The sequence below is a fragment of the Nocardia sputi genome (assembly GCF_023501985.1).
In genome coordinates, this window is record NZ_JAMFLC010000016.1 from 76,797 (window position 1) to 100,174 (window position 23,378).

A 23,378-nucleotide genomic window follows, 5' to 3' on the forward strand; every position below is an offset into this window, starting at 1 on the left:
ACCGACTTCCGGACTCGGCAACCGGCATCCGGGTCAGTGGTCGGTGATCCAGGTGTCGGTGAACTGCGCCTCCACGGTGAGCATGTCGAGCAGCCGGGCTACGACGGCCGCTTCGATCTTCCTGCCGAACAACGGGATGCCGACCTCGGCCGAGCCGTCGACGACCGCCACCGTCGTGGTGTCGCCCCCGGTGAGCCGGACGGTTCCGCTCACCTGGGCGGGCACACCCTCGACGCGGGCCTCGAAACTGCCGCCCTCGCGGGTGTAGGTCTCAGTGCGCGTGACGACCAGCCCCTCCGGTCGCACGGCGGTGATGCCGCTGGGCAACTCCGCCGCCGGAACGGTCTGCACCAGCCGCACGTGCAGGCGGTCCTCGGCGGCGTCGAACTCGACGAGCCGCGCGTCGACCCCGCCGACCTCCTCGATGCGGTCCTTCCAATACTGCTCGTCGGCCAGCGCCGCACGCAGCGCGTCGGCCGAATGGGAATAGGTGGCCGTATACGCCAAGGGGGTCGCCATACCGACACACGCTACCTGCTGCTACGCCGCTCGCAGCGGGCGAACCGCCGATGCTCTCCTTCCCCGAACATGCTGAATCATCTTGTGAAATAGAAGGTTCGGCAGCGAGGTATGGCTCCTCCGTCCAGGAGGACCGCTTCGACGGGTGGTGGACGCGGTCCACTTCCGACGGGGCAAACCATATCCGGGTGCAAACCGCTGCCCTGTCGAGCGACCGAATACTGTCGGCGGGCGGCGTCGATCAGCTGGCCCGACTGCGCTCGGCGTGGATGCGCGGAGTACCCGGCATACGGTGTCGGGTTTCGACGTCCGCCTGTGCCCGACTCGTTCCGATCCAGCGCGGGCAGTCACCGCCGAGCCGCCGACCCGCGGCAGGCAACTACCGATGCGATCTGTTGCCCACCGCAGGGCCGCTTCACCCCTCCAGGAAAGCCAGCATGTCCGCACGCAGCTTCGCGTTGGTCTCGCGCTCCACGGCCGCGGTGACCCAGCCGCGCGCCTGGGACGGGCGCGCCTGCGGCGGCCAGGCGTCGAGAACTGTGAGGACCGCCCGGCGGCACCGGACGACCCGGTTGGCGAGTGCGACCGGCAATAGTGCGTGGCCGTGGCCCGGATGGTCGCGCAGATTCCAGACGATGGTCTCGAGGACCGTATCGGCCTGATAGTCCGGGCCGAGGCCCAGTGCTTCGGATGGGCCCGTGGCCAGCTGGTCGAGCGGTAGGAGTTGCTCGGCGAGGCCCACCACCTGCTCGACAGTGACCTGGTCTGCGTGCCGCATCGCCCACTGCCAGACGTAGGCGTTGTGGTGATCGAACCGCAAGCGCGCGAGAGCATTCGGGAAGGCGTTCATGCCCAGCCGTCCCGCGCAGGAGAGCGCGACCTCGAACGCGTAGGAGCGGCGCGCGCCGCGAGGTTCCGCGGCGGAGTCGACGCGGGCGAGTTCGGACGCCACCAGTTCGCGCCACCGCGGCTGCGCCGTGAGGGAGGTGTACCTGGCCCGCAGCCGGGCAGGTTCGCCGTCGGGCCAGTCGAAATCGTCACCGGATACCAGGCGTTCGAGGGTCAGTGCCGCGTCGAGCCGTCCGAGGGTGGGTTGGGCACGGGCGAGGTGTTCGGCGAAACGATGCATGGCGGGCACCGCGTCCTCGTAGTCGTGCATGTCCTCGGCGGGGCCGCCCTTGGCGAGTGCGTTGAGGATGTCCGCCGCCCCATCGATCAGGGCGTCGTCGACGTCGTCTTCGAGCAGCGCCTCGTAGAGACCGCCGGTCGTGGCGGCGAGGTGGGCGAGGTACTCGTTCATCACGCCGTTGCGGAAGCCGCCACGCAGCAACCATGCCGTGATGTCGGGGTCGGCGCAGCCCTTCAGTCGCTCCACCGCGTGGATCCGTCCCCAGCCCTCGAGCCGCTGTGCCAGCTCGAACACCGCCCGGTGGGGATGGGGCTGGGTGTTCATCAGCGCGACGACCGCGAAGAGTGCGAACTCCTCCAGCGAACCCAGCAGTTGGAGGAGCTCGCGGTCGCGTTCGTCACCACATGTGCCCAGCAGCACGATGCCGAGTTTCGCGGCCTCCCGTCGCGTGGCGTTCTCCGTGACGAATCGCGCTGCGTTACGGAGCTTTTCGCGTGGAAAGTGCCGGGATCGCAACTCGCCCACGAGATCGTCGGCGACGCTCACGGCCCGTATCCCGGCAAAGTGCTCGAGTAGCCGAGCCGGATCGTCGAGGTCGGCGAGGATCCGATCGGTGAGATCGGCGACCGGCTGCGCGCCGGTCCCGAAGTGATGGGTGCTGACGCCGTCGTACACGACGCTGGGAAGGACGCTACGGCCGGTTTCGTTCGGCGGTTCGTCCGGTAGGGGATACCCGTCACACGGCCAAGGGCCGGGACCGTGCAGAGCGGACAGAGATAGCGCGTGGGCCACGAACGTGGCCGAGTGGGGGCTCATCGAGCCGGGCGCAGGACGCCCTTTCCGTCGAAGATCATGAACACGAGGATGGCAGCTCGCTGGTCGCGACGCAACCGCGCTCGGCGAGGCTGCGGGACGCCCGCTGTTTGCTGGATCGGACGGCATGATGATCCGGTGCCGCGAAGGAGCGAGGCGAAGACCTCTCCCTTACCGACACCTGCCGTGCACTGCGATCGTGTCCCACAGCCGTCGCGACAAGGACATCGGACATTTGCGGTCAGGGAAGACGCATCAGCTGGCGGGACAGGCCGAACAGGCGGCGCGCGAGCTTGACGACAGGGATTCCCACCGGTAGCAGGATGACCGTCACGCACAGCACCGCGCCGACGAGCCACAGCACAGCGGCCAAGAGCCCCAGCACCGTGCCGAGCACGGCCGTGAGAATCCCGAGCACTACGCCGAGCAGGCCCTTCAGCAGTTTCATGACGACCTTCCTGCTTCCATTCTGCGCCCTTTCCGGCCCGGGTGCACCTGCCCTGTTTGCTGGGCCTGCCTTTCGGACCGGTTGAGGACGGCGAGCTCGCGCCTCGGCTCTCCTCGGTGGGAGCGGCGGTACGGTCCCTGGCATGAGCCGAGTGATCGTGGAGTTGTCCCACTCGATCTCGGACGGCATGCTCACCTGTCCGGGCCTGCCCGGACCGCGAGTCACCACGGATGTCGCGCGTGAGCGGTCGCCGCTGATCGGCATGGATTACGACATCGCACGCGTGGACATGGTCGGCCACACCGGCACGTATATCGACGCGCCCTTCCTTTTCCACGCCGATGGCGCCGATGTTGCCGACCTTCCGCTGGAACGATTGTTCAACGTGCCGATCGTGATCATCCGCGCTCCGAGACTTCGCGCGGTGGGGCCGGATCTGCTCGGCGACCCGGCGCGCCTGTGGGGCAAGGCGGTGCTTGTGCACACGGGGTGGTCTGCGGCGTGGGGTTCGCCCGACTACCGGGGCCCCGGGCATCCGTTTCTGGTCGGTGAGGTCGCGGATGCGCTGGTCGCGGCCAATGTGGCGCTGGTAGGAATCGACTCCCTCGACATCGACGACACGTCTCTGCCGACGCGGCCGTGTCATCACACGCTGCTCGGGGCGGGGATCCCGATCATCGAGCAGATGACGAACCTCGACGCGGTGCCCGACACCGGCGCCAGGCTGGTCGCCCTGCCCGCACCCATCCGCGGGATGGGCTCGTTTCCGCTGCGCGCCGTGGCGTGGATCGAGCACAGCGGCGCAGCCACGCTATAGCGTGCGGCTCTTGCCGTGGACTCATGACCGGAATGGCGGGACCGCTAGGTCATCACCGAATATGTCCGGCAGGTCGCGGTCGACGCTGTCCGGGAATCGGGCGGGCCGCTTCTCCAGGAAAGCTGTGACGCCTTCCCTGGCGTCGGCGCTCGCGCCCCGATGGTGGATGCCGCGGGATTCGACGCGATGCGCGATCATCGGATGCTCGGCGCCGAGATTGCGCCACAGCATCTGCCGGGACAGGGCCACCGAGACGGGTGCGGAGTGCTCGGTGACGCGGCGGGCGAGGGCACAAGCCTCGTCCAGCAGCGTGCCGGCCGGATGCAGCGCGTAGAACAGTCCGGCGTCGAGCGCTTCGGCGGCGTCGACGAGACGGCCCGAATACACCCAGTCCAGCGCGGTCTGCACGGGCACCAGGCGGGGCAGGAACCAACTGGAGCAGGACTCGGGAACGATCCCGCGTCGATTGAAGACGAATCCGATCCGGGCGTTGTCGACGGCGAGCCGGAAATCCGCGGCGAGAGTCATGGTGATGCCCACCCCGACGGCGGGACCGTTGACGGCGGCGATGATGGGTTTGCGCGATTCGAACATGCGCAGGACGACTTCGCCGCCGCTGTCGCGGAAGGAGGCAGCGGCGTTCTGGTCGCCCGCGACGAAGGTGTCCGCACCCGCCGACAAGTCCGCGCCGGCGCAGAAGGCACGTCCGGCGCCGGTGAGGACAACCGCTCGGATCTTGTCGTCGCGATCGCAGGAGTCGAAGGCATCGATCAGCTCCGCACCCATCGCGGTGGTGAACGCGTTGAGCTGCTTCGGACGGTCGAGGGTGATGGTGGCGATGGTGTCGGAGACGTCCAGGCGAATATCGGCCATAACGTACAGCTTGCCACGACGCCGATACCCCTTCTCTTACAGGGCGTTCGCGCCGCATCTCGCGACAGTGACGCCGAGACGAAGCAGAATGATTGTTTACTTATTCCTCTCTGTGCGGTTAGCCTGTCGCGGTGTCCCGATTGGTCACGGGCACCTGGCCCCGCCGCGGGGTGGCAACGGAGACCAATCGGCCCGGCGCTTCGCGCCGTCGTTCGATAACCCGGAGAAGGGGAGTGGGATGGAGATCAGCAACGCGGTCGCGGCAGTGACGGGCGGCGCTTCGGGACTCGGCTCGGCGACCGTGCGTGAACTGCACGGCAAGGGAGCGAGGGTCGTGATCATCGATCTGCCGTCGTCCGCGGGCGAGGCCGTCGCCGAAGAACTCGGTGACGGCGTGGTTTTCGTTCCCGCCGACGTCACGAACGAGGAGCAGGTCACGGCGGCTCTCGACGCCGCGCAAGAGTTGGGCGACCTGCGGATCGCGGTGAACTGCGCCGGAATCGGCAACGCCGTCAAGACCGTCGGCAAGAAGGGCGCGTTTCCGCTGGCGGATTTCACCCGGGTGATCAACGTCAACCTGATCGGCACCTTCAACGTCATCCGGCTGGCGGCCGAACGGATCTCCCGGACGGATCCGGTCGGCGAAGAGCGCGGCGTCATCATCAACACCGCGTCGGTGGCAGCGTTCGACGGCCAGATCGGGCAAGCGGCCTATTCGGCGTCCAAGGGCGGGATCGTGGGCCTGACCTTGCCGGTGGCGCGCGACCTCGCGGCGCTGAAGATCCGCGTGGTGACCATCGCGCCGGGGCTGTTCCACACTCCGCTGTTCGCCACGTTGCCGGACGACGCGATCGCATCCTTGGGCGCGCAGGTCCCGCACCCCTCGCGACTCGGCGATCCCGTCGAATACGCGGCGCTCGCGCGTCACATCGTGGAGAACCCGATGCTCAATGGCGAGACCATCCGCCTCGACGGCGCCATCCGGATGGCGCCGCGCTGAAGTGGTCTCCGCCGAGCGGGTTTCGGGTGGGTCCGCCGATGCGACTCCCGGGATCTACGAGTTCACACGGTGATGGCCAGGCTCGCCCGACTGCGACGACTCTTCCGGGGCGGGCCTTCATGCGGCATCCGAACGGTGCGTGCGCGATCGTTGCCGTTGCCGTTGCCGTTGCCGTTGCCGTTGCCGTTGCCGTTGCCGTTGCCGTTGCCGCGGCTGCGGTGGTCCCCTACTTTCGGCTGCGTCAGCGGAGGCGTCGGGAGCCAGGTGCCGTACGGATGCCGACGACGGTGAGGACGGTGACCACCAATACCGTCATCAGCCGCATGAGGTTCCAGGTATCCGGGTCGCCGGGCGGTTCGGCGGCGCGTACGTCCCTTCCGCGTGGGCGGTTCTGCGGGGACGGCGGCCGCTCGGCCAGCGGTGGCGGTGCCTGAAGTTGCGTCCGCGTGGCGCCGGCGGCTGGAGACGGCGCGATCCGCACTTCGGGCGCGGGCGGTTCGAGCTGGAGGGGGTTCATGGGCATCGGCGGAGCGGTGGGGACCAGCAGTAGGCAGGTCAGCAGTGCGCTTCCGGTGAGGGCGCTACCGACGGCGGCGCTGCCGAGGCTCGATCCGCTCGACCCCGGGCCGATGAGGCTGGACCCTGGGCCGATGAGGCTCGATCCCAGGGAGCCGAAGCCGCTACCGGTAGCCAGTCCGAGCACGAGCAACGCGCTCCCCGTCACGGCGCTTCCGGAACAAGCCGCCTGCACGCTGCCGGAATCGAGCTCCAGGGTCTCGGCCGGACTACCCGTCGTTCCGTTCGAGTGAGTCGCCGGATTCGCTGCGAGGGGAGTCGCATCCTCGAGTCCCGCATCCCCCGTGGCGAGAAGGCCCGCGTGCGCGCTGCCGGTGGCGAAATCGCCCGGACCGGCGCTGCCGGACGGTATTCGAACCGGGCCGAGACTGAGAGATCCGCCGGAAGACGCCCCTTCGGGAGCGGGATCGGCGGCACTGCCGGACGACGTGGCGCCGGGACCGAAGCTCGAACCACTGCCTACGACGTCGCCCACTGGCTCGGCGCCGGTCGTTGAACTCGAACTACCGGTTGCCAGGTCGCCGAGGGGCAGCCACGGCGGCGCTTCGGCGGAGGCTTCCAGAGGCCGAGCCGCGAGCGTCGCTATGGTCAGCGGGAGAATCGCAGTAGCGAAACCCTTTGCAAAACCTCGTGTTCGGATAACTCCTCGATTGCTTGGCATATGCGGTCGCCTCGTCGTCGTCGAAAGTGGCCGGAAGGTCACGCCGTGTGCTGGTAGCGGGACAAAGCGAGCTCGAAGGCGTCCTTCGGCACCACGTTCCCGCCGGAGAACGGCTCATCGAGGTTGTAGATCGCCCGGATAACCACACCGACGATGGCGCCGAGCAACGCGGTCGTCACCACAGTGCGCTTGCTGACCTGGACGCCGGAAAGGATGACGCTGAGAAGCAAGAGGACCGTACAGATCCACATGGCGAGGTAGAGGAAGCCCGGAACCCGGTAACCGGCGTCCAGCGCACGATCGGCTCGTGCCTGCGCGACCGTGTCGAGGCTGGAAAGAGCACTGGTACGGAGCGCATCGACCTCGGAGTCCGCCGAGTTCACCGCGGCCACCGCGTCGCGCAGAGTGTCGAGGGTGTCCTGGGTGGACTGACTGAGATGTCCATGGTCGGCCATGACGGCCCATTCCTCGCTGAGAACCTGGTCGGTGTAATCGCGCACCAAGCCTTGGACACGCGCGTGGTCGGGCTCGGGCATTCCGTGTGCGGCCCAATACGTGTCGATGAGCGCCTTGGCTTCCGCGATCGTGTGATTGCGTGCGTTGTCGTACTGCTGCCAGGCGATCACCACGATGAATGCCACCACCGCCATGAAGATCGTGTTGATCAGGTTGAGCACCAACGCGCCGACTGTGTCGTCGTCGGTCTGCCGCCACGTCTTCGGGTGTAGGCGGTCCCCGGCCAGGAATACGACCACCGCGACCAACGCGGTGAGAGCAGGCACGAGGAATTCGAAGACCATGCGGCGACTCCGTTTCTGTCTGGAATGGTTCTCGCGACCGCGGCGTCGGTGATGTACACAAAGGCTGGTGCACCACGGGGCCGGTGACGGACCGATCGAGCATCGTTCGGTGCGACGTCGCTATCGATCAGTGCGTCGAGCCGCAGTGCTGCTGCGGCCGGCAGGTTTTCGCAAGGTGGTCGTCGCGGATTTCGAGCCGCCTCAGTTCCGCCGACCAGGCGTGGCGAAATTCCGCGAGCCAGTATCCGGTAGCCCTCGCGCGTCGGCGGGCGGCCGCGACGACGAGACTTCCGCGCAGGCCGGTGCCGTTCGGACAAGCATTTCGATGGTCATGCGTGGTCCTCACCCCCGAGACGGATACCGAGACGATCGATGATGGTGCTGTCGACAGTCTGCGTTTGTTCGGATCTGATCAGTGGTGCACAGCGAATCTATAGGCGACACGCGCCTGAAAGAACCAGGCGCCGTTGAACTGTCCTGGACGGTGGACCGTTCTGGACGACACCGATAGTAGACTGCGAATCCGTCTGGGTGTGGGGGAATTTCGGAGAAAGACCGCCGAAAGCGTAGGCGCGGGCCACGGAGGGGCCGGCTCGGTGCCCGCGATGCGGCTGTGCGCCGAACGATCGAAGTCCTGTGCTCCTGCCGGTCCGGGTGAGTTCCTGCGCGGCGCGTGGCGGGAGTTCGGCTATGTGCATCTGTTGCCCAGCGCTGCGTCGGTGAGCTCGGAGGAAGTGCGGAGATACGCAACGGCAATGCCTTCCGTACCATGTTCGTACCTCGCATATTGCGTGAGGAGTCGGCGAAACAGTCGGCAGAACCTTTGCCACCAGGCCGGAGGCGGCTGATGGGGTGACGGATCCGGCGGTCCGGGTCCGCGACGCGGTCGGCAGCTACCCGGTACGTTCGATTCTCTGCCATGTGAGCTTCTGGCAGACAGCGGTGGACATGCTGCTGTCTCCGGTCGATCATGTCGTGCTGGATGATGAGCAGCGGGCTGTCGAGCTTTCTTTTCAGGGGACGCCCGATGGTACGGCGTGGCTGCCGGATTCGACCGTTGCCGGGGCTTACCATGATCGGGCTGTGCGACGTGGCGGCGCCGCACGGCGAACGGGGAAGCGGCCCGCTCGGTGTGATCGTGACACCGGGCGGGCCGTTGCGTTCGGCCTGGTCTGCCAGTTCCTGCCGTGTTTGTCGCCGAGTGGCCCGGGTAGCCAACGACGAATGGCTTCGTCAGGAGGTGGAGGATGACTGCGAACAAGAGGGTCGGACAATTGCGTAGCGTCGTGCTGGACTGCCCCGAACCGCGCAAACTCGCCAGGTTCTACCAAGAGTTGCTCGGGGGAGACCTGCTCGAGGACGAGGACGACGACTGGGTGGTTCTGGTCGAGACCTCGGATAGGCGCATCGCCTTTCAGACCGCGCCGCAATACAAACCGCCGCGTTTTCCCGATCCCGAGGCGTCCCAGCAGATCCATTTCGACGTGTTGGTGGACGATATCGCGGAGGCCGAGCCTGCCGCGCTCGCTCTGGGTGCGACGCTCGTCCAAGCCGAAACCGGCGGAGCGTTCCGCGTGTACGCCGACCCCGTGGGGCACACTTTCTGCCTGGTCTGGCTCCCGGGCACCGCAGCCGGCCTCGGCGAGTCACCCGAGAAGTGATCGCGCAGTGCGGCGATTGTCCTGCACAGGTGACGAGCCGGGCCGCCGCGGTGTCAGCGGATCAGCCCGATATCCGGGCCGTCATTCCGGCGGGGAAGGTCGCCGGATGTCGTCGGCCACCGAGCCCCCCGCGACGTCGGCCGAGACGCCTAGTTCTTCCTCGTAGCGGTGGTCTACCGGCACCCCGTCGCTGTCGGCGGTGATGTCTTTGAGCTTCTGGGTGTCCTCGGTCTCCGGCACCGCGCTCGGCTCGACGTCGGGTTCCTCTTCGGCGAGCCGGTCCCCGATCGGTCGAGGATGGGCTTGCTCCCACGGTGTGACGCCGTACTTCGTGACCCCGGTCCAGTGCTCCGGCGGGTCCATCCCGGCCTCGAGCGGGTCGGAACGCAGTCGGTCTTCGTCGAGATCCTCGGCACTGTTGAGGGCCGCCGGATCGGTTTCCACCGAGTCGGGCGCGCCCGTGTCCTGGGGCGGGTCGTAGGTATCGTTCGGTTCGGTCATCGCTGCCTCCTCTCCTGCATTCAGCGACTTCCCGCAACTGTCTGCAGCAAACCCCCGGAAATGAGCACACAGCGGAGACGAGTGGTCGCGATCACGCGCTGAGGCCCCGGACATCGGCGGTAGGGACGGCGGCGAGCGTCACCTCCGGGTGAAGACGCCGAGGTGTTCGGTGTCGTAGTACTCGAGGGTGAGCTTGTCGCCGGCGAAGGTCGCCTTGGAGACCGAGCCGGGGTTGGCGTTCTCGCCAGAAGGGCTGAAGACGAAAGTATCGCCGTCCCAGTGCTTCAAGGGGAAGGTCATGTTGTTCGGGCCCAAGCTGAGGGTCAGGGCATTGTCGGTGGCGCTGATCGTCGCCGGGCCGTAGTAGGTGTTGTCATAGGTGCCCGCGTACGACGCCGGGGGGCGGGCGGGTGTGGGGTCCGCGGGCGGCTGTTCTCCGGCCAGAGCCCCCGCAGGCGCGCTGAGCGGCTCGAACGCCGTGCGATAGAGGGCGCGCCAGTCCTGCTGGATCCGCCCGAACTGGACCAGGTCGGCGAACTCCGCGTTGAGGGTTTCGGGCACACCGATCGGCGCCGCGTTGGTCAGTGTCACGATCCCGACGTCGGCGGAGGGGATCAGTGTGAACGCGGTACCCGCGCCGAGACCGAACGCCCCCGAGTGGCCCAGTACGACCCGGCCCGAGGCGGAATCGCTCACGTTGAAACCGAATCCGTAGAACCCGGCACGCGCGTCGGGCGTACTCGGCGGCGCCGACACGGCTTGTGGGGTGATGGCGGGCAGCAGATCCTCGGGCGGCACCACGACCGAGCCGCCCGCGGAGCCGTTCGCGAGCACCATCGTCATCCATTTGGCCATGTCGGCCACCGAGGAACTGACCCCTCCCGCTGGGGACTGCGCGTCCGGTTGGCGCTGCGGGTTCGCCACCTCGTACTTGCCGTCGACCAGAACGTGCCCCTCGGCACGGTTCGCGCGGGAGGCGAAGTCGGCGTAGCGGGAGCTTGTCGACTTCATCCCGAGCGGGCCGTAGATCGTCCCTTCCGACAGCGTCTCCCAGTCGTCTCCCGCCGCCGCGGCCACGGCGACGGCGGCCGCGGTCAGCCCGAAATTGGTGTATTCGTACGAGTCCCGGAAGGAGCCCAGCGGCAACAGCCGGAGCCGGTCGAGAATCTGCTGACGGTCGTAGCCGAGGTCCTCCAGCAGGTCGCCCGCGTGATCGGGCAGTCCGGAGCGATGCGCGTACAGGTCGCCGACCGTGACGTGCTCGGTGACGTAGGGATCGGCGAGCGCGAAAGACGGCAGCAGTTTGCGCACCGGAGTGTCCCATTCGACGCCCCCCGCGGCGATCCGGCGGGCGACGACCGTCGCTCCCACCGGCTTGGACAGCGACGCGAGCTGGAAGACCGTATCCTGGTCGACCTTCTCCTTGGTGACGATATTGCGGACGCCGAAGCCTTTGCTGTACACCAGTTTCCCGCCGTGGACGACGGCGATCGCCATGCCCGGAATGCCGGACGAGCTGAGTAGGCCTTCAGCAAGTCGATCCAACTCGCCAACGGCATCATCGATGCGTCCGTCCGGGATCGGCACACCGGCGACCTGATTGGGCATCGCCGCGGAACTGGACGGTGTACCGGCACCGGTCGTGTCCGCGTCGTCGCCGCCGCAAGCCGTGCAGGCGAGGAGGGCGGCGGTCGCCATCGCCGCGGGACCGAGCAGTGCGCGCCACAGTGTGCTCACAGGTCGCCTCCTGGCTGTCGTAGCGACAAAAGACCAGATAAAGGCTAGTTGAGGTGCGATTGCTGCGCGGGTGGTTCAGCCGTTCTCGCCGGGCGAGCGCCGACGTCGCCGGACGCGGCTTCCCCGCATTGGGCGAAGCCGTTGGGAGCGCGGCCGGCGAGGTGGTGAGGCGATCGCCAGCTGCGACGTCGCCGACCGGAATCCGAGATGCGCCCGGTCCTAACCGGCGGCGGGTGTCTTCCGGATCTCTACGATCGGAAGTACCAGCGCGGCGGGAGCATCTGCCGGAACCGCCGGCTTGACCGGCGCGACCGGAGCGATGCGCCGGTATCCCGTGCCGACCGGGGGCCGGGTGTCCACTTCGCCCTTGTTCGGCCAGTACGCCGCCGCGCGCTCGGCCTGCGCGGTGATCGTCAGCGAGGGATTGACGCCCAAGTTGGCCGAGACCGCCGCGCCGTCGACGACGCTGAGCGTGGGGTAGCCGTACACGCGGTGGTAGGCGTCGATCACGCCCTGCTGAGCGTCGGCTCCGATCACCGCGCCGCCGAGGAAGTGGGCCGTGAGCGGGATATTGAAGATCTCGCCCCAGCTGCCGCCCGCGATGCCGCCGATCTTCGCCGCGACCCGCCTGGTCACGTCGTTGCCGACGGGAATCCACGTCGGATTGGGCTCGCCGTGGCCCTGCTTGCTGGTGAGCTTGCGGCCGAACAAGCCCCGCTTGGTGTAGGTGGTGATCGAATTGTCCAAGTGCTGCATGACCAGCGAGATGATTGTTCGCTCGCTCCAGTTCTTGGTGCTCAGGAAGCTGAGCAGGTCCGTCGGATGACGCAACACCATGCCCAGGAAGCGCAGCCAGCGCGGGATGCGGCCGCCGCCGTCGACCATGAGCGTCTGGAGCAGGCCCATGAAGTTGGAGCCTTTGCCGTAACGGACCGGCTCGATGTGCGTGTCCGGGGTGGGATGGATGGACGAGGTGATCGCGACGCCCTTGGTGAAGTCTTGGCCCGGCTTCACCTTCTTGGTGGCCGCGCCGACGATCGATTCCGAGTTGGTGCGCGTCAGCACGCCGAGTCGATCGGACAGATCGGGCAACACGCCTTTGTCACGCATGGCGAACAGCAACTGCTGGGTTCCGCGTGTGCCCGCGGCGAGCACGACGTGCGCGGCGGTGAACGTGCGCGGCTGCTTGCGTATCCAGGCGCCGGTGCGGGCGGTGGACACGTCCCAGGTGCCGTCGGGGTGTGGACGCAGCTCGGTGACAGTCGTCATGGGAATGACCTCGGCGCCGGCCTTCTCGGCCAGATAGAGGTAGTTCTTCACGAGGGTGTTCTTCGCGCCGTACTTGCAGCCCACCATGCAGTCGCCGCATTCGACGCAACCGGTGCGCTCGGGGCCGGCCCCGCCGAAGTACGGGTCGGGCACGGTCTTTCCCGGTTCGCCGAAGAACACGCCGACGGGGGTCTGCACGAAGGTGTCGCCGACGCCCATGTCGTCGGCCACGGCCTTGAAGACTTCGTCGGCGGGCGTCATGTGCGGATTGCGTACCACGCCGAGCATCTGCTGCGCTCGTTCGTAGTACGGGGTCAGTTCGTCGCGCCAGTCGGTGATGTCACGCCACTGCGCGTCCTGGAAGAACGGCTCCGGCGGCACGTAGAGAGTGTTCGCGTAGTTCAACGACCCGCCGCCGACACCGGCGCCGCCGAGGATCAGCACGTTGCGCAGCGGATGGATGCGCTGGATCCCGTAACAGCCGAGCGCGGGCGCCCAGAGAAACTTCTTCACGTCCCAGCTGGTCTTGGGCAGCTCGTCGTCGGCGAAGCGCCTGCCCGCCTCCAGTACGCCGACTTTGTACCCTTTCTCCACCAGCCGGAGCGCGGTGACGCTGCCGCCGAACCCCGAACCGACGATCAGCACGTCGTAATCCGTCGTCCGCTGGTCCATGTGGAACTCCTCGATCGTGTCGCCAGTGACTCGGATAACACTACTCCCGGGTAAGTAACGGTTCGCAAGTCGGCCGGAACCGGCCCCATCGGTCTGATAATCGGTTCGCCGACGGTCCTTCGTCCCGATGTAGAGCGGTGCTCTCAACAGTTGACATCGCTCTCTGGAGCGCGCATGGTTTCTGCTATGCCGACCACACCCCGCGCCCGCGCCAGGGCCCAGACCATGGACGACATCATCCGGATCGGGCGAGAACACCTGGCGACAGACGGCGCCGCGGCACTGTCCCTGCGTGCGGTGGCGCGTGATCTCGGCGTGGTTTCCTCGGCCGTCTACCGCTACGTCCGCAGTCGCGACGAACTGCTCACCATGCTCGTAGTGGACGGTTACAACGCACTCGGTGACGCGGTTGACAACGCGCTGGCCGAGGCAGGGGACGCGCCGATCGATAGGCTGCGGGTCCTCGGGCGCACGGTGCGGGGGTGGGCGCTGGCCGAACCCGCCCGCTATGGGTTGCTGTTCGGCACCCCGGTTCCCGGCTACGACGCGCCCGCGGCCGAGACCGTCGCACCGGGCACCCGGGTGATCGCCACGATGCTGACGCTGTTCGCTCACGCCTACGGAGCGGGCGAACTCACGGCCCCTATCAGGGAACCGCGGATATCCGCTTCTCTCGCGGACAATTTCGGGCGGATCCGTGACGAATTCCGGCTCGAATTGCCGGACTGGCTGGTCGTCCGCGGCGTGACCTTCTGGGTCGGCCTGTTCGGTGCGGTGAGCGCGGACGTCTTCGATATGTACGGCCCCGACACCTTCACCGATCGCGACGAGCTGTTCGAACTGCAACTCGACGGACTGCTGGACATGCTGGGGCACCGCGGGTGATCGGCAACCGGGACAACGGGGGAGTCCGCGGCCGAGCACAACGGCGTGTGTTGGGATGGAACGCGTGACGATGCCAGGCGAACCGTCTGCGGTACCCGACCTGAGCGCCGCGACCGCGTGGGCGCGTCGGATGGGTATGCGCATTCCTCTGGTCAACGCGCCGATGGGCGGCGTGGCGGGCGGGCGGCTCGCCGCAGCGGTGACCGCGGCCGGCGGACTCGGCATGATCGGGATGGGCAGCGCCGGGTCGGTTCGCGCGCTGGAACTGGAGTTGCCGCACCTGGGCGGCGTCGAAGGCCCGTTCGGCATCGGGCTGGTCGATTGGGTCGTCGCCCGGGAACCACGACTGCTGGAGGTCGCGATCGAAGCACGTCCCGCGCTGATCTCGGTCAGCTTCGGCGAGAACCTGGATTGGGCCGCCCGGGTCGCGGCCGCGGGGATCGCCTCGGCCACCCAGGTCTACAGCGGGCAGGACGCGCGGCGTGCGCAAGACGCGGGCATCGGCGTCCTCGTGGCCCGTGGCGTGGAGGGCGGCGGGCACGGCGCCGTGAACGCGGCGCTGCTCCCGCTCCTCGACGAGGTGCTGGACGTGGCCTCGGTCCCGGTGCTCGCGGCCGGCGGCATCGGCGCACCGCGGGATCTCGCCGCCGTCCTTCGCGCCGGGGCGAGCGGCGCATGGCTCGGTACCTGCCTGGCGGCCTGCACGGAATCGCTGCTGTCGGATGCGGGCAGGCAGGCACTGCTCGATGCCCGCGGCACGGACACCGTGCTCACCCGCGCCTACGACGTGGGGATGGAACTGCCCTGGCCCGCGCGATTTCCCGCGCGGGTGCTGCGCACCGGATTCACCGATCGGTGGACCGGACGGGAAGAAGAACTCGCGACGGATCGGTCGGCCAAACACACGCTCGCCGCCGCGCTCGCCGTGGACGATCCGAAGACCGCGCCGATCGACGCGGGGGAGGGCGTCGGAATGATCACCTCCGTGGAACCGGCGGCGCGGGTGCTCGAACGGCTGTGGTCGGGTGTGACCGGTCCGGTCGGGAGCTGAGCGGTTCAGTCCTCACTGCTGGTCCGATCGCCGAGGTAGCGGATCAGAGCCGGATCGGCGGACACCACCCGCTCCACTTCCTCGCCGCCGGTGCACTGGTAGAGCGCGACGGTGACCGAACCGGATCGGCAGCCTGTCACCCGCCAGACCCCACCCGAATCGGTCCAGCGCCGCAGGGTCGCGACGGGATCGTCGGTCATCGTTCACCTCCACTCGGTGGTCTACCCGCCTTCGACTTCCGTGTCACCGCGGCACGGTGACGGGGTCGGAGCAGCTTGCGGGCCCGTCGACGAACGAGCAATCCTTCGGCGTCCGCGTCGGTCGATAGTCCGGCGCGACGCCACCGGCTCGCGTGATAGCCGTGTACGCGGCCACCGCGTCCGTCGGCTTGCGCGTCAGTGCCGGATCGGTGAGAACGTCGACGGTGTAAAGGCCGAAACGTGGTGTGTAGGAACCCCACTCGTAGTTGTCGGTGAGACTCCAGTAGTTATAGCCCATCAAATTCATGCCGTCGGCTTTGGCGCGCTGGAGCCAGTAGACGGTGTCGCGGAGCGAGTCGGCGCGCCCGTAACCGTCCGCACGCGGTAGGCCGTTCTCGGTGGGCATGCCGTTCTCGACGATATAGAGCGGCTTTCCGGGGAACTGGCGCGAATAGTGCTGCAGCGCATAGTAGATGCCTTCTGGCTGCATCGGGTTCTTCCACAGCTCGGTGAAGTTCACGGTGGTGGTGAGGGTGTCGGGGGAGAGGCCGTAGTAGTAATCGATGCCGATGTAGTCGAGCTTGGCGCCGATCTTGTCCACCAGTGGCTTGTTCACCACGTCCTCGGCGCCCGGGATGTAGGCGACGTTGCTGGTCACCATGGCGTCGGGCTGCACCCGGTGGATGTGGTCGTAGATGCTGTTGTGCGCCAGCGCGATTCGTTCCTGCATCGCCAGCGCCGCGGTGGGCGGAAGTCCGCCGTGTCGCAGTTCGTTCACCAAGTAGAAGGTCGGCTCGTTGAAGGTTACCCACAAGGGCCGGTACGGGGCGTAGCGATCGACGACGGCGCGCGCGTTGGCCAGCCAGTCCTCGACGATGCCCGGGTTGTTCCAGCCGCCGCGGTCGACCGCCCAACCCGGGTAGACCCAGTGGTCGATCGTGAGCATGGGACGCATGCCCGCGGCGGTGATCGCCGCGACGAGATCGTCGTAGAACTTCAGTCCGTCGGGGTCCCACTTGCCCGGCTCGGGCTGGAGGCGAGCCCACTCGATGCCCACGCGGTACACCTTGACGCCCAGGCCCGCCGCCAAGGCGATGTCCGAGCGATAGCGCGTGTAGAAGTCGATCGAATCCCGGTAGGGGTCCGTCGTTTTCCCGGACGCGACGTAGCGAGACCAGTTGCTGTCCGGGGCGTGGCCCTCCGATTGGTATCCCGACGCGGCGACGCCCCAGAGAAAGTCCGGGCCCATCGGTGCGACCACAGGGGGTGGCGCGGGCCGGGCGGCGGCCGGAGCGGCTCCTGCGAGAAATACCGCGGTGACAGCCACGACGGCAGCCAAGGCGTGGCGGTGATGTGAACGCATCGAACTCCTGTTGCGGGAGTGGTGACCGGTACACCTGGACCTCGGGCGCACTGGGCGGAGAGTGGATACCACGGGGGACAGGGTAACTGGTCACTTGTCCGTTTTCCTGAAGTCGGGGAGGGGTTATGGGGAGCGGGCGAGTAGGCGTGCCTAAAGCTGGTCGAGGAAAGTGCGATGTGGCCGTCTCGGGATAGCCGGTCGAGAAGCGCCTGAATTTATATGTCGAGACGTAGATATGCGCATCTAACAATGTCAATCGTATAAACAAACACCACGCTGTGAAACGATCGTTTCAACACCCAAAAAGCCTGGATCGGGCAACTACTTACCGAGCTTGCTGCTCGAGCGTGGATGTCTGTGCGCACCCCATACGATGCAACGAATCGACCGCCGCCGCTGCTATCGGCAGCGCCGGGCGGTCGTGCGGGAAGGACACAGTGGGAACAGACAGGCCCGTGCGCGCATTGGACAGCGGGGTCGCGCTCGAAGTGCTGAGCGATGGTCTGCGCCGAGCCGAGTGGCCACAGGCCGATGCGGTGTTACGGCAGGCCGGTCCGGCGGTGTGGCCGGAGTTGACCGACTTGGTCGTGGGCGGCGCGGACGACAGTGCGCAACGGGCGGGCGCTGTACTCGGATTTCCCCGTGTCACCGACGAAGTCCGGCTGCAAGTAGCGCACCTGCGAGACGAGGATCCGGACGCGCGCCGCCTCAGCGCGGAGGTACTCGGACATCGCGGCGGCGATGCTGCATTGCCTTACGCGCGCGTGCTGGCCACGATGTTCGACGATCCGTATCCGGGTGTGGTGGCCGCAGCCGTGGGCGCCTTCGCGGACATCGGCCGCGCGGCGGTCCCGATCCTGCGGGAAGTCCGGCGCTCGGCTCGCCGCTCGCGTCGTGCGGCGCTGGCCGCCCTCGTTGAGATCGGCTGGGATACACTCGATCCCATTGATGCTCGGGTGGCGGCACGTCTGGTTGCCGCCAAGATTCGCGCCGAGATCGCTCAACCGTTCTATCCCAACGGGGAGTGGTACGCGCTGCGCACCGACGACCGCGACGCGGTGCTGCGCGCATTCGGGCTGTCCGATCCGGTGCCCATCACGATGCGCGCCGGATTCGAACGCTGGCAGTTCCGCCCCACCCCCGGAAGCTGGCTCATCGATCACTTCAGCGGTCACCGCCGGTGCGCCCAGATGTTCGTCTCCCCGGTTCTCGATGGCTGGACCCTGGTCTTCGGCACGCCCAAGAGCATGATCAGAAAACACGACGAGACGTCCATCGAGGACGAGCACGTTGCCCAGCAACGCCGATGTGTGGAGCTGAGCCGGCAGTTCGGCACCGTCTACTGGTACGTCCAGGTCGAGAACGGAGGATGTGGCGACTGGATGGGCTGGTGTTCGGCCGAGCAGGAGTCGCTGATCCGCTACTACCACCACGATTTTCACGAAGGTGAGGTCGAGGCCGGCGAGCCCTTGGCTGCCGAGGCAAACTTGCACACCCCCGATGGCAGTGGGCTTCTGGGAAGGATTCAGCAACACCTGCCCCAGGAACAGGCGATGTACCTGCTGCTCACCATGCCTGAATACGACCCGGACGCCGAGGGGGAGAATTCGAGTGAGGAAGCGCTGGCGGCGCTGGGCGAATGGCGCGAAGAAGTACGGGCCCACCTTGCGGACGTGGGTGTTGAACTACTGCCGGGTCGAAGCGCCGCCATCATCGCCGAGCGTACGACCGTCGGGCTCGGTCGACTCGGGCCCCACACCTCGGTCCAGGGCCACGGAGTCCTGGCGCTGACCGATTGTGGAAGGCAGTGGGGGCATCGTGGCGCATTCCCGCTATAACTGTGGCCGGACCGGATCGGACCGTTTCCTTCCTCCGGAAGTAGGTGGTATCGGGGAGGCGGCGGTGACAATCGAGATGGGCAAGCGCCCGCGTCAAGTCGAGGAAGAACCGGGCGGGCTGTCGAGGGGGCATCGGGATGGGAAGACGACGTGGTCGCCGCGGATCGGATGCGGCGGCGTTGATGTTCATGGCTGCCATCGCCGCGCTGGTGGTTGCACCCAAGATCGCGGACATCGCCGCACGGCAAGCCGCGGCGCTTGCTTCTGTCGGGGCCTGTGTTCTGGCCATTGCTGCCGTCGCCGCCGTGCTGACGGCGCGGCATCGCCGCCAGGTGCGTGCTCGCGATGACGCGCGGGTGCTGGTGGCGCTGCGGCAGAACTCGCTGAGTCCCTCCGAGTTCGAGGAAGCGCTGGCCGCGTTGTGCCGCCGCGACGGCTGCACCGATGTCCGGGTGGTCGGCGGCTCCGGTGATCTAGGCGCCGACGTGATCGCGCGGGCACCGGACGGTCGCCGAATCGTCTTGCAGGCCAAGCGTTACCACAAAGGCCGCAGCGTGGGCAGCCAAGACGTCCAGCGCTTCGGTGGGACCGCGCACACCATCCACGGCGCCGACGTGGCGGCCGTGGTGACCACCGCGCATGCGTTCACCCCGCAAGCACGCGCCTACGCGGCCAAGGCCAGGATCTTGCTCATGTCGGCAAAAGAGCTCGCAGCGTGGGAATCGCAGACCGGGCCGAGTCCCTGGAACTGAAACCGAGAAACCAGAGTGCCCGAGAAACGATTGATCTCTGGGACGCTTGCAACCCGCTCAGGTCGAACGCCGCTCAGGTCAGCGACACTAGCCGGTGCGGTGTGCGGCCGCGGCATGGCAGAACGTCTGCGGACGGCCCTCGACGGCGCGACCGGTCAAGCGGGGGCGGTGGCACAATCGGGCCGAGCTTCAACGCATGGCGAGAGCTGGCCGCGAACATCATCGTCACCGACGCCGTTCGGATGTGCCGCCCCAGTGACCAAGTTCTGATTCGGGGGCGATCAGCAGGGGGCCTCCGGTGGACTCGACCCAGGTGTGAAGCATGGCGGCTCACACGTTGCTCGTTTGTCAGTGGTTTCCTGTGCCCGTCATTGTCGACTACGTGAAACCTATACCGGCCCATCGTCATTGAGCGAGGGTAAGTCGTCCATCCAAAGCTCCACGGGGATGGACCTGTGGCAGGGCATGAGCGTCGGCCGCGTTCACCGATCGAAGCCGCGGAAGACACCGTCGTCGTCGACGCTGCCGGCGTAGTCCTCGAAGTCCACGTTGGAGAGGAGGAAGTTGGCCTCGACCTCGGCCATCGCGATCGGTGCGATCCGGAACACCGCGTCGCCGTCCCCTCGAACATCCTCGCCGCTGGTATCGACCACCAGTAGTGGGTGCTCGGGGTCGGTCATCGTGGTGGTGTCGGCGAGGAACACATAGGTCTGGCCATCGATCAGATCACCTAGATCGGCGGGCGTCAGCCCGTCGAAGGTCACGTCGTCGACGGGTGTCAGCTCTGTCATCGTGTCTTCGTCGTAGGACGCGATGACCGCCGCGAGGGTTTGGGCCCACGCCGCGTCGTCGGTGAAGTCCGTACGCACCAGAAGCGATTCGCCCCGGCAGAGATCGTGCCATAGGCCCGATTGTGCACCCCTACCGCGAGGGAGGGTCGGGCGACCCACGCCCCACCGGGCCGTAACCGGGGCTATCGGTGGGGCCGTGATCGTAGATCGGGATGTTCCATTTCTCGCGCGTCCAGTCGCTGGCGATACCGAGATCCAGATCAGGCATTGTTGGGGTGGCGCGTCGCGCTGGCTCGGCGTGTCTCTTGGGTGCGCGCTCATGCCGAGTTCGAGGCGTTCGCAGGAGTGTGTACCGATCTCGGCTGCACCGATGAATTCTCGGATGGCTGCCTCGTCAAATCTACTGGATAGGCCGAAAGACAGGAGCCCGACATGACCGACCTGCCGACGTGGCTGGATCGTTCGTGCGCAGCGGCGAGGCGGGCACCAGTATCTGAGGGCGCTTGTGCGCGGGACCGAAGGATTCCGGCCGCCCGCACATCTACGGCACCGCATTACCCGCGTCGGGTCCAGCGCCCGCCGCTACTACAACCGAGGAGCTCGAACTATGGACCAGCACGCCATCGATGAGGTACTGAGCCGCCCACTCAGCCAGGAACTACTGGCCCGTGACCTGGCCAGGCTGGCCTTCATCGGGCTGGACGGCACCCCGCGGTCGATCCCGATCGGGATTGTCTGGAACGGCACGGAAATCGTCATGTGCACCGCGACGAACGCGCGGAAACTCCCCGCGTTGCGCCGCAATCCCGCGGTCGCGCTGACGATCGACACCGAGTCGCACCCGCCGAAGGTCCTACTCATCCGCGGCCGTGCGGAGCTGGATGTCGTCGACGGCATCCCGGACGAGTACCTCCAGTGGAACGGCACTTATGAGATGACGCCCGAACAACGGACCGAGTGGGAGGAAGGCGTGAGGTCGCTCTACGACGGCATGGTCCGAATCGTGGTCAAGCCGACCTGGGCCAAGCTGATCGACTTCGAGACAACACTGCCCACCGCCATCGAGGAACTAATGCAGCGACAGAAAGAACGTGAGCGCGCCTGAACACGTACACGCGCCGCCGAAGTCGGCGGCGCGCCCCGAAAGGAGATCACCATGAGCGAGACCGACCAGCGTGGCCCCCGACCCGGGCGCGGGACAATCCAGCGGATGGACAACATCGCCATCGTCGTCGACGACCTCGCGGCTGCTACGGCGTTCTTCGTCGCACTCGGACTGGAGCTGGAAGGCGAGGCGACAGTCGAGGGCAGCGCGGTGGATCGCCTCGTCGGGCTCGAGAGAGTCCGATCGGACATCGCGATGATGCGCACCCCAGACGGCCACGGACGGCTCGAGCTGACCAAGTACCGGACGCCGCCGGCCCGCGGCGGTGACCCGCGCGCTCCGGCGAACACGCTGGGCATGCATCGCATCATGTTCGCGGTCGAAGACATCGACGGCATCCTCGACCGCTTGCGGCCACACGGAGCCGAGCTCCCCGGCGAGCTGGTGCAGTACGAGAACAGCTACCGGCTCTGCTACCTCCGGGGCCCCGCGGGCATCCTCGTCGCGCTGGCCGAGCAGATCAAGTGACCGGCCGGTCAACGGTCCAGCGCCGCGACGGGGCCATCTCGCGCCCGCAACCTGTGGTTCGTGCTGAAACCTGGGATCGGTAGGTGGCGGGCGTGACATCTACTTACCCCATGACATCTTCTCAACATCCTACGAACAAACCGCAGTCCGCCGGCTCGGACAAAAGGACCAGCGCGATCCTGTCGTACGCATTGGGGTGGCTCACGGGAATCATCTTCCTATTCGTGGGAAAGAATGATCCCGACGTGAAATTCCATGCCGCGCAATCAATTGTCTTCTTCGGGGCGATCTCGGTGGTCAATATTGTTCTGGGCATCGTCGGCTCGCTCCTCGGAGTCGTGGGGATCATCTTCAGCCTCGCCGGGCTCGCAGTCGCGGTCTTCGCGGTCGTCGTCTGGATCATGGCCATGGTCCAGGCGAACAAAATCGGCGGTCTCCGTGCAGAGCTTCCCATCGTCGGAAGATTGACTGCCCCATATGCCGATCGGTTGGCCGAGTCCGTCAAGTAGCGGCATTTTCGAAGTCCTCTGCTGGATTTCGTAATCGAGGATGGGTGTCGGCACTCCTGTCGACGGCCGGATACGACAGTCCGAAGATCAACGGCCCGAGACTATCTCGGGCCGTTGACGTCCTCGCGGAACGTCCGATGATGCCACCGACTCCTCGGCGTCGTAACGCGCGGACTTGACCAAGGATCGCCGGCGTCGGTGAGCGCGGCGGCCATGGTCGGATGTCCCCAGGCAAGATCTGCTTCACGACGACCACCTCTCACCGACTGGCCGCAGGCCGATGGTGCAGGGTTGTCGGTACGGGTGGTAGTTCTGTTGTAGAGCGCCTGCCAGGTTGTGAGTTCGCTACGGAAAGGTGTCCTGACATGGTCTGGAATCCGTTGCCGCGAGTGGCCCGGCGGTTGGCCCAGCAGCGGTGGGTGATGCGCTCGGCGCCGGTCGTGCTGCGGGTGGATCGGTTGGTCCGGCGTGCCAGCGGCGGCCGCATGGGCGTCCTGGATCTGGCGGGTCTGCCCTCGATCCAGATCACCGTGGCGGGGCGGAAGACGGGGATTTCGCGCACCACGTCGTTGCTGTGCGTGCTGCACGATGCCGACTTCGTAGTCCTCGGTTCGAATTGGGGCAGTGCCGAACATCCGGCGTGGTCGGCGAATCTGCGTGCGGCGCAGACCGCTCAGGTTCGTTACAAGGGCGAGCAGTTCCCGGTCGCGGTACGTGAGCTCACCGGCGTGGAGCGCGAACGCGTCTGGGAGCGGGCGGTCGCCTTGTGGCCCGGTTACGCCATGGAGCACGAACTGTCCGGAGGGCGGGTGTTCCGCATCTTCGAGCTCCGCCGCGTGTCTGCCTGAAGCGTTGTGAATCGTATGCGAGCGGCGGTCGG

At 67.0% G+C, this 23,378-nt stretch carries 23 protein-coding genes; 11 read left to right on the forward strand and 12 right to left on the reverse strand.

Annotated features, from left to right (window positions below):
* Positions 1-33 precede the first annotated feature (33 nt).
* From M8859_RS21240 to M8859_RS21250, 3 genes are all read right to left on the reverse strand, one after another.
* Positions 34-519, reverse strand: coding sequence for a DUF2505 domain-containing protein (locus tag M8859_RS21240; protein ID WP_195071996.1), 486 nt, complete (start codon positions 517-519; stop codon positions 34-36).
* Positions 520-934: 415 nt separating this feature from the next.
* A complete protein-coding gene (locus M8859_RS21245) occupies positions 935-2,464 on the reverse strand; it encodes a hypothetical protein (RefSeq protein ID WP_195071997.1) in 1,530 nt (509 codons plus the stop codon).
* Positions 2,465-2,702: 238 nt separating this feature from the next.
* Positions 2,703-2,909 (reverse strand): hypothetical protein, encoded by a 207-nt coding sequence (locus M8859_RS21250; protein WP_159930699.1) that lies wholly within the window; start codon positions 2,907-2,909, stop codon positions 2,703-2,705.
* 142 nt (positions 2,910-3,051) lie between these two features.
* Between M8859_RS21250 and M8859_RS21255 the strand changes: the two genes are divergently transcribed.
* On the forward strand, positions 3,052-3,726 hold the full coding sequence (locus M8859_RS21255; protein WP_159930700.1) for a cyclase family protein: 675 nt from the start codon (positions 3,052-3,054) through the stop codon (positions 3,724-3,726).
* A gap of 21 nt (positions 3,727-3,747) precedes the next feature.
* Here the strand turns inward: M8859_RS21255 and M8859_RS21260 are convergent, their stop codons facing one another.
* Positions 3,748-4,599 carry a crotonase/enoyl-CoA hydratase family protein gene (locus M8859_RS21260; RefSeq protein ID WP_159930701.1) on the reverse strand — a complete coding sequence of 284 codons (852 nt, stop codon included), beginning with the start codon at positions 4,597-4,599 and terminating at the stop codon, positions 3,748-3,750.
* Between the two features lie 238 nt (positions 4,600-4,837).
* Here M8859_RS21260 and M8859_RS21265 point away from each other — a divergent pair, with 238 nt between their 5' ends.
* Positions 4,838-5,599, forward strand: a complete 762-nt coding sequence (locus M8859_RS21265; protein WP_159930702.1) for a 3-hydroxyacyl-CoA dehydrogenase — start codon at positions 4,838-4,840, stop codon at positions 5,597-5,599.
* 241 nt (positions 5,600-5,840) lie between these two features.
* Here M8859_RS21265 and M8859_RS21270 read toward each other — a convergent pair whose 3' ends face one another.
* Both M8859_RS21270 and M8859_RS21275 read right to left on the reverse strand, forming a co-directional pair.
* The gene (locus tag M8859_RS21270) at positions 5,841-6,323 is read right to left on the reverse strand and encodes a hypothetical protein (RefSeq protein WP_249644764.1); all 483 of its coding nucleotides are present in this window, start codon (positions 6,321-6,323) and stop codon (positions 5,841-5,843) included.
* A gap of 551 nt (positions 6,324-6,874) precedes the next feature.
* Positions 6,875-7,636: a bestrophin-like domain gene (locus tag M8859_RS21275; protein WP_195071998.1), complete on the reverse strand. Its 762-nt coding sequence runs from the start codon at positions 7,634-7,636 to the stop codon at positions 6,875-6,877.
* 1,247 nt (positions 7,637-8,883) lie between these two features.
* On the opposite strand from M8859_RS21275, the gene M8859_RS21280 reads away from it, so the two are divergent.
* A complete protein-coding gene (locus M8859_RS21280) occupies positions 8,884-9,297 on the forward strand; it encodes a VOC family protein (RefSeq protein WP_159930705.1) in 414 nt (137 codons plus the stop codon).
* Between the two features lie 81 nt (positions 9,298-9,378).
* On the opposite strand, the gene M8859_RS21285 is transcribed toward M8859_RS21280, so the two are convergent.
* The 3 genes from M8859_RS21285 to M8859_RS21295 form a co-directional block, all read right to left on the reverse strand.
* Positions 9,379-9,798 carry a hypothetical protein gene (locus tag M8859_RS21285; RefSeq protein WP_195071999.1) on the reverse strand — a complete coding sequence of 140 codons (420 nt, stop codon included), beginning with the start codon at positions 9,796-9,798 and terminating at the stop codon, positions 9,379-9,381.
* Positions 9,799-9,936: 138 nt separating this feature from the next.
* Entirely contained in the window at positions 9,937-11,496 is a 1,560-nt protein-coding gene (locus tag M8859_RS21290) for a serine hydrolase (protein WP_249644792.1), read from the reverse strand.
* Positions 11,497-11,754: 258 nt separating this feature from the next.
* Positions 11,755-13,476: a GMC oxidoreductase gene (locus M8859_RS21295; RefSeq protein ID WP_195072000.1), complete on the reverse strand. Its 1,722-nt coding sequence runs from the start codon at positions 13,474-13,476 to the stop codon at positions 11,755-11,757.
* Positions 13,477-13,662: 186 nt separating this feature from the next.
* On the opposite strand from M8859_RS21295, the gene M8859_RS21300 reads away from it, so the two are divergent.
* Both M8859_RS21300 and M8859_RS21305 read left to right on the forward strand, forming a co-directional pair.
* On the forward strand, positions 13,663-14,361 hold the full coding sequence (locus M8859_RS21300) for a TetR/AcrR family transcriptional regulator (protein ID WP_195139667.1): 699 nt from the start codon (positions 13,663-13,665) through the stop codon (positions 14,359-14,361).
* Between the two features lie 70 nt (positions 14,362-14,431).
* The gene (locus tag M8859_RS21305) at positions 14,432-15,412 is read left to right on the forward strand and encodes an NAD(P)H-dependent flavin oxidoreductase (RefSeq protein WP_159930723.1); all 981 of its coding nucleotides are present in this window, start codon (positions 14,432-14,434) and stop codon (positions 15,410-15,412) included.
* Between the two features lie 5 nt (positions 15,413-15,417).
* On the opposite strand, the gene M8859_RS21310 is transcribed toward M8859_RS21305, so the two are convergent.
* Together M8859_RS21310 and M8859_RS21315 are read right to left on the reverse strand one after the other, a co-directional pair.
* Complete coding sequence (locus M8859_RS21310) at positions 15,418-15,612, reverse strand: hypothetical protein (protein WP_249644765.1); 195 nt, start codon at positions 15,610-15,612, stop codon at positions 15,418-15,420.
* A gap of 43 nt (positions 15,613-15,655) precedes the next feature.
* Complete coding sequence (locus M8859_RS21315; RefSeq protein WP_159930710.1) at positions 15,656-16,975, reverse strand: family 1 glycosylhydrolase; 1,320 nt, start codon at positions 16,973-16,975, stop codon at positions 15,656-15,658.
* 437 nt (positions 16,976-17,412) lie between these two features.
* On the opposite strand from M8859_RS21315, the gene M8859_RS21320 reads away from it, so the two are divergent.
* Both M8859_RS21320 and M8859_RS21325 read left to right on the forward strand, forming a co-directional pair.
* Positions 17,413-18,813, forward strand: a complete 1,401-nt coding sequence (locus tag M8859_RS21320; protein ID WP_249644766.1) for a HEAT repeat domain-containing protein — start codon at positions 17,413-17,415, stop codon at positions 18,811-18,813.
* A 137-nt stretch (positions 18,814-18,950) separates the two neighbouring features.
* Complete coding sequence (locus tag M8859_RS21325; RefSeq protein WP_195072004.1) at positions 18,951-19,565, forward strand: restriction endonuclease; 615 nt, start codon at positions 18,951-18,953, stop codon at positions 19,563-19,565.
* A 482-nt stretch (positions 19,566-20,047) separates the two neighbouring features.
* Here M8859_RS21325 and M8859_RS21330 read toward each other — a convergent pair whose 3' ends face one another.
* Complete coding sequence (locus tag M8859_RS21330; protein ID WP_249644767.1) at positions 20,048-20,434, reverse strand: DUF6924 domain-containing protein; 387 nt, start codon at positions 20,432-20,434, stop codon at positions 20,048-20,050.
* 529 nt (positions 20,435-20,963) lie between these two features.
* Here M8859_RS21330 and M8859_RS21335 point away from each other — a divergent pair.
* The 4 genes from M8859_RS21335 to M8859_RS21350 all read left to right on the forward strand — a co-directional run bounded on the left by M8859_RS21335 (position 20,964) and on the right by M8859_RS21350 (position 23,346).
* Entirely contained in the window at positions 20,964-21,461 is a 498-nt protein-coding gene (locus M8859_RS21335; protein ID WP_195072005.1) for a pyridoxamine 5'-phosphate oxidase family protein, read from the forward strand.
* Positions 21,462-21,512: 51 nt separating this feature from the next.
* A complete protein-coding gene (locus M8859_RS21340; RefSeq protein WP_249644768.1) occupies positions 21,513-21,989 on the forward strand; it encodes a VOC family protein in 477 nt (158 codons plus the stop codon).
* Between the two features lie 110 nt (positions 21,990-22,099).
* Entirely contained in the window at positions 22,100-22,498 is a 399-nt protein-coding gene (locus M8859_RS21345; RefSeq protein WP_195072007.1) for a DUF4870 domain-containing protein, read from the forward strand.
* A 365-nt stretch (positions 22,499-22,863) separates the two neighbouring features.
* The gene (locus M8859_RS21350; protein WP_159930717.1) at positions 22,864-23,346 is read left to right on the forward strand and encodes a nitroreductase family deazaflavin-dependent oxidoreductase; all 483 of its coding nucleotides are present in this window, start codon (positions 22,864-22,866) and stop codon (positions 23,344-23,346) included.
* Positions 23,347-23,378 lie beyond the last annotated feature (32 nt).